The 14,127-nt window shown below is 51.3% G+C and carries 12 protein-coding genes; all 12 read left to right on the forward strand.

Translation table 11 applies throughout. The features are described 5' to 3' along the window. Nucleotides 1-109: 109 nt before the first annotated feature. The 12 genes from OGX89_RS20380 to kdsB all read left to right on the forward strand — a co-directional run bounded on the left by OGX89_RS20380 (nt 110) and on the right by kdsB (nt 14,023). Entirely contained in the window at nt 110-802 is a 693-nt protein-coding gene (locus tag OGX89_RS20380) for a DUF421 domain-containing protein (protein ID WP_003831913.1), read from the forward strand. Between the two features lie 212 nt (nt 803-1,014). Then, a complete protein-coding gene (serC, locus tag OGX89_RS20385) occupies nt 1,015-2,103 on the forward strand; it encodes a 3-phosphoserine/phosphohydroxythreonine transaminase (protein WP_063940621.1) in 1,089 nt (362 codons plus the stop codon). Between the two features lie 69 nt (nt 2,104-2,172). Next, on the forward strand, nt 2,173-3,456 hold the full coding sequence (gene aroA, locus OGX89_RS20390; protein ID WP_003831919.1) for a 3-phosphoshikimate 1-carboxyvinyltransferase: 1,284 nt from the start codon (nt 2,173-2,175) through the stop codon (nt 3,454-3,456). 171 nt (nt 3,457-3,627) lie between these two features. Beyond that, a complete protein-coding gene (cmk, locus tag OGX89_RS20395; RefSeq protein ID WP_003035772.1) occupies nt 3,628-4,311 on the forward strand; it encodes a (d)CMP kinase in 684 nt (227 codons plus the stop codon). A gap of 113 nt (nt 4,312-4,424) precedes the next feature. Then, a complete protein-coding gene (gene rpsA / locus OGX89_RS20400) occupies nt 4,425-6,098 on the forward strand; it encodes a 30S ribosomal protein S1 (RefSeq protein WP_003035776.1) in 1,674 nt (557 codons plus the stop codon). Between the two features lie 159 nt (nt 6,099-6,257). Beyond that, nucleotides 6,258-6,542 carry an integration host factor subunit beta gene (ihfB, locus tag OGX89_RS20405; RefSeq protein WP_003035780.1) on the forward strand — a complete coding sequence of 95 codons (285 nt, stop codon included), beginning with the start codon at nt 6,258-6,260 and terminating at the stop codon, nt 6,540-6,542. 206 nt (nt 6,543-6,748) lie between these two features. After that, a complete protein-coding gene (locus OGX89_RS20410) occupies nt 6,749-9,013 on the forward strand; it encodes a ComEC family protein (protein ID WP_126956764.1) in 2,265 nt (754 codons plus the stop codon). 36 nt (nt 9,014-9,049) lie between these two features. Beyond that, nucleotides 9,050-10,798 (forward strand): lipid A ABC transporter ATP-binding protein/permease MsbA, encoded by a 1,749-nt coding sequence (gene msbA / locus OGX89_RS20415; protein WP_003831926.1) that lies wholly within the window; start codon nt 9,050-9,052, stop codon nt 10,796-10,798. Continuing rightward, nucleotides 10,795-11,772, forward strand: a complete 978-nt coding sequence (lpxK, locus tag OGX89_RS20420) for a tetraacyldisaccharide 4'-kinase (protein ID WP_126956766.1) — start codon at nt 10,795-10,797, stop codon at nt 11,770-11,772. The genes msbA and lpxK overlap by 4 nt, the downstream gene beginning before the upstream one ends. A 41-nt stretch (nt 11,773-11,813) precedes the next feature. Beyond that, a complete protein-coding gene (locus OGX89_RS20425; RefSeq protein ID WP_126318669.1) occupies nt 11,814-13,046 on the forward strand; it encodes a winged helix-turn-helix domain-containing protein in 1,233 nt (410 codons plus the stop codon). A gap of 51 nt (nt 13,047-13,097) precedes the next feature. After that, nucleotides 13,098-13,280, forward strand: a complete 183-nt coding sequence (ycaR, locus tag OGX89_RS20430; RefSeq protein ID WP_003035793.1) for a protein YcaR — start codon at nt 13,098-13,100, stop codon at nt 13,278-13,280. Further along, nucleotides 13,277-14,023, forward strand: a complete 747-nt coding sequence (gene kdsB / locus OGX89_RS20435; RefSeq protein ID WP_003831932.1) for a 3-deoxy-manno-octulosonate cytidylyltransferase — start codon at nt 13,277-13,279, stop codon at nt 14,021-14,023. The genes ycaR and kdsB overlap by 4 nt, the downstream gene beginning before the upstream one ends. Nucleotides 14,024-14,127: the final 104 nt, after the last annotated feature.

Consider the following 14,127-nt stretch of genomic DNA (forward strand, 5'->3'; position numbering starts at 1 on the left):
GCGCAATGATACGGGTTTTCAATGAACGGCGCTATCGTCGCCGGAGCCCATGCGTAAATAAAAGCATTGGCTATGCTTTCTTACAGCCAATCACGTTTAGAGCATATTAATGAAAGCTTTCGATTTACACCGTATGGCGCTTGATAAGGTGCCCATGGATTTTCTGGGGGAAGTTGCGCTACGCAGCCTTTACACCTTTATATTGGTTTTTCTGTTTTTAAAAATCACCGGACGTCGTGGCGTACGCCAGATGTCGCTTTTTGAAGTCCTTATCATCCTTACGCTGGGTTCCGCTGCGGGAGACGTGGCGTTTTATGACGATGTTCCGATGCTGCCGGTGCTGGTGGTCTTTATTACTCTTGCTGTGCTGTATCGGCTGGTAATGTGGCTAATGGCACATAGTGAAAAAATGGAGGACCTGCTGGAGGGCAAACCCGTCGTGATCATTGAAGACGGCGAGCTGGCATGGTCAAAGCTCAATAGCGCCAATATGACGGAATTTGAATTCTTTATGGAACTGCGTTTGAACGGCGTGGAGCAATTGGGACAAGTGAAACTGGCTATTCTGGAGACGAATGGGCAAATCAGCGTCTACTTCTTTGCTGATGAAGACGTAAAGCCGGGGCTCAGTATTCTGCCTAAACGTTGTACGCAACGGTTTAAAGTAATACCTGAAGCAGGGGACTATGCCTGCATACGTTGTAGCGAAGTGGTGCAAATGAGCGCCGGAGATCATCAATTATGTCCGCGCTGTGCAAATCCAGAATGGTCGAAGGCCAGTCGGGCAAAACGGGTTACCTGACAGCAAAAATCTCGGTTTTTACCCGTCAATCCGATAGATTCTGTTGTGTGACCGATGACACATTTTTACCCTTGCCAGTTTTACCCATTGCGGCGCGTGTCACTGAATGATAAAACCGATATCCACAGGAATAACTTATACCAATGTCTGTCACCGGATTATCGTCAATGACAGGATGTTGATTGGACAACAACACAACGTGGTGAGGGGAAATGGCTCAGGTCTTCAATTTTAGTTCAGGTCCGGCAATGTTACCGGCAGAAGTACTTAAACTGGCTCAACAGGATCTTTGTGACTGGAACGGTCTTGGCACGTCAGTGATGGAAATTAGCCACCGTGGCAAAGAGTTCATCCAGGTCGCAGAGGAAGCGGAGCAGGATTTTCGCGATCTTCTCAGCATCCCCTCCAACTATAAAGTGTTGTTCTGCCATGGTGGTGGTCGTGGGCAATTCGCGGGTATACCGTTAAATATTCTGGGCGATAAAACCACCGCGGATTACGTCGATGCCGGTTATTGGGCCGCCAGCGCAATTAAAGAAGCGAAAAAATACTGCACGCCAAACGTTATTGATGCCAAAGTCACCGTGGACGGCCTGCGTGCTGTTAAGCCGATGAGTGAATGGCAACTTTCTGATAACGCGGCATACCTGCACTATTGCCCGAACGAAACCATCGATGGCATTGCGATCGATGAAACGCCGAATTTTGCCAGCAACGTTGTGGTCACGGCGGATCTGTCCTCTACCATTCTTTCCGCACCGCTTGACGTTAGCCGTTATGGCGTAATTTATGCTGGGGCACAGAAAAATATCGGCCCGGCCGGCCTGACGATTGTCATCGTCCGTGAAGATTTGCTGGGTAAAGCTCATGTCTCATGCCCGTCAATCCTCGACTATACCGTGCTGAATGACAACGATTCCATGTTCAATACGCCGCCAACCTTTGCCTGGTATCTGTCTGGCCTGGTCTTTAAATGGCTGAAAAAGCAGGGCGGTGTTAATGCGATGGATAAAATTAACCAGCAAAAAGCGGAATTGCTCTACGGCGTAATCGATAACAGCGATTTCTACCGTAACGATGTGGCGAAATCCAACCGTTCACGCATGAACGTACCGTTCCAGCTGGCTGACAACGCATTGGATAAACTGTTCCTGGAAGAGTCTTTTGCTGCGGGCCTGCACGCGCTGAAAGGGCATCGTGTAGTCGGCGGTATGCGTGCGTCCATCTACAATGCCATGCCGCTTGAAGGTGTTAAAGCACTGACCGATTTCATGGTCGATTTCGAACGCCGCCGCGGCTAATCTGCTGTACTTTTCATCCCCACAGCTCGTCTGTGGGGTTTTTATGTCTGTTTTTGAGAGTCGAGTTTCATGGAATCCCTGACGTTACAACCCATTGCGCGGGTGGATGGCACCATCAATCTGCCTGGATCCAAAAGTGTTTCTAACCGCGCTTTGCTGCTGGCTGCATTAGCCAATGGCACCACTGTCCTGACCAATCTGCTGGACAGCGATGATGTTCGCCATATGCTCAATGCTCTGAATGCGTTAGGGATTAGCTATACCCTTTCTGCCGATCGTACCCGCTGCGAGATAGTTGGCAATGGCGGTGTGTTGCACGCAGAAGGTGCAGTTGAGCTGTTCCTTGGTAACGCCGGAACCGCAATGCGCCCGCTGGCCGCAGCGTTATGTCTGGGCAGCAATGACATCGTGCTGACGGGCGAACCGCGCATGAAAGAGCGCCCGATTGGCCATCTGGTTGATGCGCTGCGCCAGGGCGGAGCTAAAATTGACTATCTGGAGCAGGAAAACTATCCACCTTTACGTCTGCGCGGTGGCTTTACCGGAGGCCAGGTTGAGGTAGACGGTAGCGTTTCCAGCCAGTTCCTCACTGCGTTGCTGATGACTGCGCCGCTGGCGCCGCAGGATACGACGATCGCAATTAAAGGTGACCTGGTATCCAAACCTTACATTGATATCACACTGAACCTGATGAAAACGTTTGGTGTTGAAATTGAAAATCAAAACTACCAGCGCTTTGTCGTGAAGGGGCAGCAGCAGTATCAGTCACCGGGTGCATACCTGGTTGAAGGTGATGCTTCTTCCGCTTCCTATTTCCTTGCGGCGGGTGCTATTAAAGGCGGTACGGTAAAAGTTACCGGGATTGGCCGCAACAGCATGCAGGGTGATATTCGTTTTGCCGATGTACTGGAGAAAATGGGTGCAACCATTACATGGGGAGACGATTTTATTGCCTGTACTCACGGCGAGTTGAACGCAGTGGATATGGATATGAACCATATTCCTGATGCGGCGATGACCATTGCAACGGCGGCGCTGTTCGCTAAAGGCACCACGACATTACGTAATATCTACAACTGGCGCGTCAAAGAGACCGATCGTCTGTTCGCGATGGCGACGGAGTTACGCAAAGTGGGCGCGGAAGTGGAAGAGGGGCATGACTTTATCCGCATCACCCCGCCTGCAACATTGCAATTTGCGGACATCGCGACCTACAACGATCACCGCATGGCGATGTGTTTCTCGCTGGTGGCGCTGTCTGACACACCGGTGACCATTCTTGACCCAAAATGTACCGCCAAAACCTTCCCGGATTATTTCGAACAGTTGGCTCGTATTAGTACATCTGCCTGATTTTATTGCCGCACTTTCGGGTGCGGCACATTCTGACATCTCCGATTGCCTATTTATTCTACACTCAGCTTCAATGATTCTGCATTTTTCACACAAAGATAACGATCGTTGGCGTTGGCGCGTATAATGCGCGGCGTTCACGTTAATGTACGCCCTTTTAAGGAGAAAAAGATGACGGCAATTGCCCCGGTTATTACCATTGATGGCCCAAGCGGTGCAGGTAAAGGCACCTTGTGCAAGGCAATGGCGGAAGCATTGCAGTGGCATCTGTTAGATTCAGGCGCGATCTACCGCGTACTGGCGCTCGCAGCGTTACATCACCATGTTGATGTCACATCTGAAGATGCTCTGGTACCGCTTGCCTCACACCTGGATGTGCGTTTTATCTCAACAGACGGCAACCTGGAAGTCATTCTTGAAGGTGAAGATGTCAGCGGTGAAATCCGCACTCAGGAAGTAGCTAATGCCGCCTCTCAGGTTGCGGCGTTTCCCCGCGTGCGTGAAGCGCTTTTACGTCGTCAACGCGCGTTTCGCGAAACCCCAGGCCTGATTGCTGATGGACGTGATATGGGCACCGTGGTATTCCCGGATGCGCCGGTGAAAATTTTTCTGGACGCCTCCTCGCAAGAACGTGCGCATAGACGTATGCTACAGTTGCAGGAGAAGGGCTTTAGTGTTAACTTTGAACGCCTTTTGGCCGAGATCGAAGAACGCGATTATCGCGATCGTAATCGTGCTGTAGCGCCGCTGGTTCCCGCTGCTGATGCTTTAGTTTTGGATTCAACCCGATTAAGCATTGAGCAAGTGATTGAAAAAGCGTTACAATACGCGCGCCAAAAACTGGCTCTCGCTTAAGTGCGACCGAATTTGCAGTACCCCCGTTGCAATGGATTGACAGCGGGTATGTTAAACAACCCCATCCGGCATGGAGCCAGGTGGACGTTAAATATGAAACCTGAAGATTAAACATGACTGAATCTTTTGCTCAACTGTTTGAAGAATCCTTAAAAGAAATCGAAACCCGTCCGGGTTCCATCGTTCGTGGTGTTGTTGTTGCTATCGACAAAGACGTAGTACTGGTTGACGCTGGTCTGAAATCTGAGTCCGCCATTCCGGCAGAGCAGTTCAAAAACGCCCAGGGCGAGCTGGAAATCCAGGTTGGTGACGAAGTTGACGTTGCTCTGGATGCAGTAGAAGACGGCTTCGGTGAAACCCTGCTGTCCCGTGAAAAAGCTAAACGTCACGAAGCTTGGATCACGCTGGAAAAAGCTTACGAAGAAGCTGCAACCGTTACTGGTGTTATCAATGGCAAAGTCAAGGGTGGCTTCACTGTTGAGCTGAATGGTATTCGCGCGTTCCTGCCGGGTTCCCTGGTAGACGTTCGTCCGGTCCGCGACACGCTGCACCTGGAAGGCAAAGAGCTTGAATTCAAAGTAATCAAGCTGGATCAGAAGCGTAACAACGTTGTTGTTTCCCGTCGTGCCGTTATCGAATCCGAAAACAGCGCAGAACGCGATCAGCTGCTGGAAAACCTGCAGGAAGGCATGGAAGTTAAAGGTATCGTTAAGAACCTCACTGACTACGGTGCATTCGTTGATCTGGGTGGCGTTGACGGCCTGCTGCACATCACCGACATGGCATGGAAACGCGTTAAGCATCCGAGCGAAATCGTAAACGTTGGCGACGAAATCACTGTTAAAGTGCTGAAGTTTGACCGCGAGCGTACTCGTGTATCTCTGGGCCTGAAACAGCTGGGCGAAGATCCATGGGTAGCTATCGCTAAGCGTTATCCGGAAGGTACCAAACTGACTGGTCGCGTGACCAACCTGACCGACTACGGCTGCTTCGTTGAAATCGAAGAAGGCGTTGAAGGCCTGGTTCACGTTTCCGAAATGGATTGGACCAACAAAAACATCCACCCGTCCAAAGTTGTTAACGTTGGCGATGTAGTGGAAGTTATGGTTCTGGATATCGATGAAGAACGTCGTCGTATCTCCCTGGGTCTGAAGCAGTGCAAAAACAACCCATGGCAGCAGTTCGCGGAAACCCACAACAAGGGTGACCGTGTTGAAGGTAAAATCAAGTCTATCACTGACTTCGGTATCTTCATCGGCCTGGACGGCGGCATCGACGGCCTGGTTCACCTGTCTGACATCTCCTGGAACGTTGCAGGCGAAGAAGCAGTTCGTGAATACAAAAAAGGCGACGAAATCGCAGCAGTTGTTCTGCAGGTTGACGCAGAGCGTGAGCGTATCTCTCTGGGCGTTAAACAGCTCGCAGAAGATCCGTTCAACAACTGGGTTGCACTGAACAAGAAAGGCGCAATCGTAAACGGTAAAGTCACTGCAGTTGACGCTAAAGGCGCAACCGTAGAACTGGCTGACGGCGTTGAAGGTTACCTGCGCGCTTCTGAAGCTTCACGTGACCGCGTTGAAGATGCAACTCTGGTTCTGAGCGTAGGCGACGACGTTGAAGCTAAATTCACCGGCGTTGATCGTAAGAACCGTGCAATCAGCCTGTCTGTTCGTGCTAAAGACGAAGCTGATGAGAAAGATGCAATCGCAACTGTTAACAAACAGGAAGATGCTAACTTCTCTAACAACGCAATGGCTGAAGCTTTCAAAGCAGCTAAAGGCGAGTAATATCGAGTGCTCTAAATCCTTTGTGCTGTTAACGGCACAAAGGGTGACGAGTAGCTTGACAGATTACAGGATTCGTCCTGTAATCAATGACAAAGGGCGGCTACGGCCGCCCTTAATCAATGCAGCAGCTAATTATGCCTTTAAGGAACCGGAGGAATCATGACCAAGTCAGAATTGATTGAAAGACTTGCAACCCAGCAACCTCATATTCCCGCGAAAGCGGTTGAAGATGCAGTTAAAGAGATGCTGGAACATATGGCCTCGACTCTTGCGCAGGGCGAGCGTATTGAAATCCGCGGTTTCGGCAGCTTCTCTTTGCATTACCGCGCACCACGTACCGGACGTAATCCGAAGACCGGCGATAAAGTGGATCTGGAAGGGAAATACGTTCCGCACTTTAAACCAGGTAAAGAATTGCGCGATCGCGCCAATATTTACGGTTAAGTTTTTAGCGAGACTTAACGCCGAGAAAAGCACCCAAATGGGTGCTTTTTTCATTTCTGTCCACCTATCCTGGAATCCTCATCCCAGTTAATTTGTACGTTACAACCATCACTAAATGTCTGCGGAACTCAGGTCGTATAACGATAAATTGATGCCAGACAACCGTCGAAGAGTACTGCACACTCCCTGTAACAGGGAGGTGATTGATGAAAATAACAACGGTGAGTACCTGCGCATTACTCGGTATCCTCCCACTCATGCTATTACCCATGCTGCCAGGCATGTTGTGTATCGGCATTGTATTTTGTCTGGCATGTCTGCTCTGTTTTCTCCCCTACAAATATATGCGTTCCGCCGGACTAACCCTGCTGTTTTTTCTTTGGGGAATCCTGGCCGCGAAAGAGGCTATGTGGGCAGGTAATACGCTGCCTGCGAAAACCCAGCAAGCCATTGTGCGGATAACCGGAACTGACAATATGACAACGCACTACGGCCAGATCACTCACCTTCAGGGGAAACGAATCTTTCCTGCGCAAGGAATCGTCTTGTACGGGCAGTATTTACCCGGTGATGTTTGTGCGGGTCAGACATGGGCGATGACGTTGAAAGTCCGCGCTGTACACGGTCAATTAAACGAAGGCGGATTTGATAGCCAGCGTTACGCATTGGCGCAGCATCAACCGCTGACGGGACGATTCTTGCAGGCTTCGGTAATCACACCACAATGCAGTTTGCGTTCGCGGTATCTCGCCTCGCTGAAAACGGCACTCACCGACTATCCCTGGCAGCAGGTCATACTGGGTCTGGGAATGGGGGAGCGCTTGTCTGTGTCACAAGAGGTGAAAACAATTATGCGTGATACCGGCACGGCTCATTTGATGGCTATCTCCGGGCTGCATATTGCGTTTGCTGCATTACTGACCGCAGGATTGATACGTGCTGGACAATTTTTTATGCCAACAAGGTGGATTTGCTGGCAGATGCCATTAGTGGGTGGAATTGTCTGCGCCACATTTTATGCCTGGCTGACGGGGCTGCAACCCCCGGCATTACGAACGGTTGTTGCGCTGCTAGTCTGGGGAGCGCTGAGACTTAGCGGCAGGCAGTGGAGTGGATGGTCGGTCTGGATTTGCTGTCTGGCAGCCATCGTGGTGGTGGATCCTGTTGCTGTTCTTTCGCAAAGCCTATGGTTGTCTGCGTCCGCCGTTGCAGCACTGCTGTTCTGGTACCAATGGGTACCGCTCCCGGACTGGCCGCTGTCGCGTACTGGACGTCAATTTCTGGCGCTGGCTCATCTGCAATTGGGTATTACGCTTCTGCTTCTTCCCGTGCAAATCGCAATGTTTCACGGTTTTAGTCTGACCTCGTTTCTGGCTAATTTGTTTGCCGTCCCTTTGGTCACGTTTGTTTCCGTACCCTTGATATTAGCAGGCATGATCATGCATTTAGCCGGGATGGTGATGGTTGAATCAAGCCTGTGGTATCTGGCGGATCGTTCTCTGGCGCTGCTATTTTGGGTGCTCAGAAGTCTGCCTGAAGGGTGGATCAATATTGATGCACGCTGGCAATGGCTCGCATTTTTACCCGGAATGATGATTATCGCATGGCGACTAAATATCTTGCGTACGCTACCGGTGGTCTGTTTCTCTGTGCTCCTTTTGCTGAGTGGGCCGCTTTGGCGTGCACCGCGTACTGATGTGTGGCAAGTGCATATGCTGGATGTCGGGCAGGGGCTGGCGATGGTGATCGCGCGAAATGGGAAAGCGCTGCTTTACGATACCGGTCTGGCATGGCCTGAAGGCGATAGCGCACAACATCTGATTATTCCCTGGTTGCTTTGGCATAATCTGGAGCCAGAAGGAATTATTTTAAGCCATGAGCACATGGATCACCGCGGCGGGTTGCACTCCTTACAACAAGCCTGGCCGTCGCTATGGGTAAGAAGTCCGCTGAGCTGGAAAGGTCATCTCCCGTGTTTTCGCGGAGAGCATTGGCAATGGCAAGGGTTAACCTTCAGTGCGCACTGGCCTGTGCGTGGAAATACAGACCAGGGGAATAACCACTCCTGTGTGGTTAAGGTCGATGACGGATATCAGAGTATTCTGCTGACCGGCGATATCGAATCTCCTGCTGAACAAAAAATGCTAAGTCACTATTGGCAGCACCTTCAGTCGACGGTGATGCAGGTTCCACATCATGGCAGCAATACTTCATCATCACTGGCACTCATTCAGCGGGTTGACGGGCAGGTCGCACTCGCCTCTGCATCCCGTTACAACGCCTGGCGTCTGCCGTCCTGGAAAGTGAAGCAACGTTATCGGCAACAAAATTATCAATGGCTGGATACCCCCCATCAGGGACAGATTACGCTGGATTTTTATCAAAAAAACTGGCGCATACGCAGCATGCGGGATCAGATTTTACCTCGTTGGTATCATCAGTGGTTTGGCGTGTCGGAGGATAACGGGTAGAATATGCGGCTATTCTAACAAATGCTGGTTTTTTGAATGCATAACGATAAAGATCTCTCTACGTGGCAGACGTTTCGCCGACTATGGCCAACCATAGCGCCTTTTAAATCGGGTCTGATCGTGGCGGGTATAGCGTTAGTCCTTAACGCGGCCAGCGATACCTTCATGTTATCGCTCCTTAAACCATTACTGGATGATGGTTTTGGTAAAACGGATCGCTCGGTGCTGCTGTGGATGCCGCTGGTGGTCATTGGGCTGATGATAGTTCGTGGCTTAACCAGCTATGTCTCCAGCTACTGTATCTCATGGGTGTCAGGCAAAGTGGTCATGACCATGCGCCGCCGCCTGTTTGGTCATATGATGGGCATGCCCGTCTCCTTTTTTGATAAACAGTCTACAGGGACATTGTTATCACGTATTACCTATGATTCAGAACAGGTTGCATCATCGTCTTCCGGCGCGCTGATCACCGTGGTACGTGAAGGGGCCTCAATCATTGGCCTGTTTATCATGATGTTCTATTACAGCTGGCAGCTGTCACTGATCCTGATTGTACTGGCGCCAATTGTGTCAGTGGCAATCCGTGTGGTTTCCAAGCGCTTTCGTAGCATCAGTAAAAACATGCAAAACACCATGGGGCAGGTTACGACCAGTGCGGAGCAGATGCTGAAAGGCCATAAAGAAGTTCTGATTTTTGGTGGTCAGGAAGTTGAAACCAAGCGCTTTGATAATGTCAGCAACAAGATGCGTTTGCAGGGCATGAAGATGGTTTCTGCTTCTTCTATCTCCGACCCTATCATCCAGCTGATTGCGTCTTTGGCACTGGCCTTCGTGTTATATGCGGCCAGCTTCCCAAGCGTAATGGAAAACCTGACAGCAGGTACAATTACGGTTGTCTTCTCCTCAATGATCGCATTAATGCGTCCGTTGAAATCTCTGACCAACGTCAACGCGCAGTTCCAGCGCGGTATGGCGGCATGCCAGACCTTATTTACGATTCTGGATAGCGAACAGGAGAAAGATGAAGGTAAACGTGTGATCGATCGTGCTACCGGCGATCTCGAGTTCCGCAACGTGACTTTCACTTATCCGGGACGTGAAGTACCGGCTCTGCGTAACATCAACCTGAATATTCCAGCGGGTAAAACCGTTGCTCTGGTTGGCCGTTCGGGCTCAGGGAAATCCACTCTCGCCAGCCTGATTACGCGCTTCTACGATGTTGATGAAGGGCAGATTCTGATGGACGGACACGATCTGCGCGAATATACCCTGGCATCACTGCGCGATCAGGTTGCGTTGGTTTCGCAGAATGTGCACTTGTTTAACGATACGGTTGCCAACAATATCGCCTACGCGCGTACCGATATGTACAGCCGTGAGCAGATCGAAAAAGCGGCACAGATGGCCTACGCTATGGATTTCATCAACAAGATGGACAATGGCCTGGATACGGTGATTGGTGAAAACGGCGTCCTGCTTTCCGGCGGACAACGTCAGCGTATCGCTATTGCCCGTGCCTTGTTGCGTGACAGCCCAATACTGATCCTTGATGAAGCAACATCGGCTCTTGATACTGAATCTGAACGCGCGATTCAATCTGCGCTGGATGAGCTACAGAAAAACCGTACTTCTCTGGTCATTGCTCACCGTCTTTCAACCATTGAACAAGCCGACGAAATCATCGTGGTGGAGGATGGTCTGATTGTCGAACGCGGGACCCATAGCGAGCTGATTGAGCAGCGCGGGGTGTATGCGCAATTACACAAAATGCAATTTGGTCAATGATCGCACGTATCTGGTCTGGTGAATCGCCGCTGTGGCGATTGTTACTTCCACTCTCCTGGCTGTATGGCCTGGTGAGTGGCGCGATCCGCTTATGCTACAAGTTGGGGCTTAAACGCGCATGGCGCGCGCCAGTCCCGGTTGTGGTGGTCGGAAATCTTACCGCGGGCGGAAACGGTAAAACGCCGGTGGTGATTTGGTTGGTTGAACAACTGCGACAACGCGGGATCCGCGTGGGTGTGGTGTCGCGTGGTTATGGCGGGAAAGCGACTGCTTACCCGCTGTTGCTAACCGCTGATACTACTACCGCAGAAGCGGGCGATGAACCTGTGCTGATCGCCCAACGTACCGGCGTGCCGGTAGCGGTATCCCCGGTAAGATCGGATGCGGTAAAAGCCATTTTGGCCCAACACGATGTGCAGATTATTGTGACGGACGATGGACTACAGCACTATCGTCTGGCGCGAGATGTTGAAATCGTGGTCATTGACGGCGAACGTCGGTTTGGCAACGGTTGGTGGCTTCCCGCTGGTCCAATGCGGGAACGTGCAGGTCGCCTTAAATCGGTGGATGCGACTATTGTTAACGGTGGCGTTGCGCAGCCAGGGGAAATCCCTATGCGACTTGAACCGGGGCTGGCCGTTAATTTACGTACCGGTGAACGCCGTGATGTGGCGCAATTGTCCAATATTGTCGCCATGGCGGGCATTGGTCATCCACCGCGTTTTTTTGCCACGCTGAAAGCATGTGGTGCCAGCGTGCAAAAAACTATAGCGCTGACAGACCATCAGTCTCTGACCTACAGTGACGTCAGTGCGTTTGTAGACGCCGGGCAAACGCTGGTAATGACGGAAAAAGATGCGGTTAAGTGCCGGGCATTTGCCGATGAAAACTGGTGGTATTTACCTGTTGATGCACATTTGTCAGGCGATCGGCCTGATGTATTGCTGAATAGCTTAATCTCGCTGACTCGCTAACTGATTCACGCTGCGGCAGCGAATCATTTATGAGGCCATAAATGTCGTTGCCGCGCCTTTCTCTGATGGATGCCCGTCATCTTCACCTTGCTGCTCAAGGTCTGCTGAAAAAAACACGCCGCCGGGCAACCCCGGCAGATATTCTCGCGACCATTTCGCGCATGTCGTTACTGCAAATCGACACCATCAATATTGTGGCGCGCAGTCCTTACCTGGTGCTGTTTAGTCGTTTAGGCGATTATTCCCCCCAATGGCTGGACGACTCGTTACAGCAGGGCGAACTGATGGAATACTGGGCGCACGAGGCCTGTTTTTTGCCGCGCAGCGATTTTATGCTGATACGTCACCGCATGCTGGCCCCGGAGAATATGGGCTGGAAATATAAAGTGGCGTGGATGAAAGAACATGCGCATGAGATTGAGCAACTGCTCCAGCACATCCAGCATAATGGGCCGGTACGCTCAGCTGATTTTGAGCATCCACGCAAAGGGACCAGCGGCTGGTGGGAATGGAAACCGCAGAAGCGTCATCTTGAAGGGTTGTTCACTGCCGGGAAAGTGATGGTCGTTGAACGGCGTAATTTCCAGCGAGTGTATGATTTAACCCATCGCGTCATGCCGCACTGGGACGATGAACGCGACCCACTTTCGCAGGAAGATGCTGAAAGTGTCATGCTGGATAACAGTGCCCGCAGTCTGGGGATTTTCCGCGAACAATGGCTGGCAGACTACTACCGCCTGAAGCGCCCGGCGCTAAAAAACTGGTGCAACGAACGGGCGGAACAGCGGCAGATTATTCCTGTCGACGTTGAGGGGCTAGGAGCCTTGTGGCTGCATAGCCACCTTCAGCCGCTGCTTGAACAGGCGCTGGCAGGCAAATTAACGGCGACCCACAGTGCAGTATTATCACCTTTTGATCCGGTGGTCTGGGATCGTAAACGGGCAGAGCAGCTATTCGATTTTAGCTACCGGCTGGAGTGTTATACGCCAGCACCGAAACGTCAGTATGGTTATTTTGTCTTGCCGTTGCTGCATCGTGGACAGTTGGTTGGGAGGATGGATGCCAAAATGCACCGTAAAACGGGTGTGCTGGACGTTATTTCGCTGTGGTTACAGGATGGGGTTAAGCCTGGAGTAACGTTGCAAAAAGGATTGTTTCAGGCGATTGACGATTTTGCCCGCTGGCAACAGGCAACACGCGTGACGCTGGGACGTTATCCTGAAGGTTTATTTGCTGATGCACGCCATGGTTGGGAAATAGACCCAGCCCTTTAAGCGATTATGTTAATATTTACGGATTCACAATCCGGTCCATCTGGAGGAACTATGGATCATCGTCTGCTTGAAATCATTGCCTGCCCGGTATGCAATGGCAAACTCTGGTTTAACCAGGAAAAACAGGAACTGATTTGTAAACTGGATAACCTTGCTTTCCCACTGCGTGATGGCATTCCCGTGTTACTGGAAACCGAAGCCCGTGTTCTGACTGCTGATGAGAGTAAATCATGAGTTTTGTGGTCATTATTCCTGCGCGTTATGCGTCCACACGTCTGCCGGGTAAGCCGCTGTTGGATATCAACGGCAAGCCGATGATCGTGCATGTACTGGAGCGTGCGCGTGAATCTGGCGCTGAACGTATCATAGTTGCCACCGATCACGAGGATGTCGCTCGCGCGGTAGAAGCGGTGGGTGGCGAAGTGTGCATGACTCGCGCCGATCACCAGTCTGGTACGGAGCGCCTGGCGGAAGTCGTCGAGAAATGTGGTTTTAGCGATGATACCGTTATTGTGAACGTACAGGGTGATGAGCCGATGATTCCGGCGGTCATTATTCGCCAGGTGGCTGAGAATCTGGCGCAACGTCAGGTCGGTATGGCGACTCTTGCGGCTCCGATTCACAGTGCCGAAGAGGCATTTAATCCGAATGCGGTAAAAGTCGTGTTGGACGCAGAAGGATATGCTCTCTATTTTTCACGCGCGACCATCCCATGGGATCGCGATCGTTTCGCCAAAAGTCTGGAAACGGTGGGAGACACCTTCCTGCGCCATCTGGGCATTTACGGCTATCGCGCTGGTTTTATTCGCCGCTATGTTAACTGGCAGCCAAGCCCGCTTGAGCATATCGAAATGCTGGAGCAGCTGCGAGTGCTGTGGTACGGCGAAAAAATTCACGTTGCCGTCGCAAAAGAAGTCCCGGGTACCGGCGTAGACACTGCCGAAGATCTTGAGCGCGTTCGCGCCGAAATGCATTAGTTTTTCTCACGGCACTCCTCCCATATTGAGGCGTATTTTTGGGAGGAGTGTCGTATCGTTGCGCTTTCCCTCCACTTTTCTTTTCATCAATTGATCTCATCCGG

Source organism: Citrobacter sp. Cpo103 (assembly GCF_030332605.1).
Taxonomy (GTDB): Bacteria; Pseudomonadota; Gammaproteobacteria; order Enterobacterales; family Enterobacteriaceae; genus Citrobacter; species Citrobacter portucalensis.

What these genes read in the sequence shown, in the direction of transcription:
- kdsB (WP_003831932.1), top strand. Translation starts at nt 13,277, where the DNA reads ATGAGTTTTGTGGTCATTATTCCTGCGCGTTATGCGTCCACACGTCTG.
- ihfB (WP_003035780.1), top strand. Translation starts at nt 6,258, where the DNA reads ATGACCAAGTCAGAATTGATTGAAAGACTTGCAACCCAGCAACCTCAT.
- rpsA (WP_003035776.1), top strand. Translation starts at nt 4,425, where the DNA reads ATGACTGAATCTTTTGCTCAACTGTTTGAAGAATCCTTAAAAGAAATC.
- OGX89_RS20380 (WP_003831913.1), top strand. Translation starts at nt 110, where the DNA reads ATGAAAGCTTTCGATTTACACCGTATGGCGCTTGATAAGGTGCCCATG.
- ycaR (WP_003035793.1), top strand. Translation starts at nt 13,098, where the DNA reads ATGGATCATCGTCTGCTTGAAATCATTGCCTGCCCGGTATGCAATGGC.
- OGX89_RS20425 (WP_126318669.1), top strand. Translation starts at nt 11,814, where the DNA reads ATGTCGTTGCCGCGCCTTTCTCTGATGGATGCCCGTCATCTTCACCTT.
- lpxK (WP_126956766.1), top strand. Translation starts at nt 10,795, where the DNA reads ATGATCGCACGTATCTGGTCTGGTGAATCGCCGCTGTGGCGATTGTTA.
- msbA (WP_003831926.1), top strand. Translation starts at nt 9,050, where the DNA reads ATGCATAACGATAAAGATCTCTCTACGTGGCAGACGTTTCGCCGACTA.
- cmk (WP_003035772.1), top strand. Translation starts at nt 3,628, where the DNA reads ATGACGGCAATTGCCCCGGTTATTACCATTGATGGCCCAAGCGGTGCA.
- serC (WP_063940621.1), top strand. Translation starts at nt 1,015, where the DNA reads ATGGCTCAGGTCTTCAATTTTAGTTCAGGTCCGGCAATGTTACCGGCA.
- OGX89_RS20410 (WP_126956764.1), top strand. Translation starts at nt 6,749, where the DNA reads ATGAAAATAACAACGGTGAGTACCTGCGCATTACTCGGTATCCTCCCA.
- aroA (WP_003831919.1), top strand. Translation starts at nt 2,173, where the DNA reads ATGGAATCCCTGACGTTACAACCCATTGCGCGGGTGGATGGCACCATC.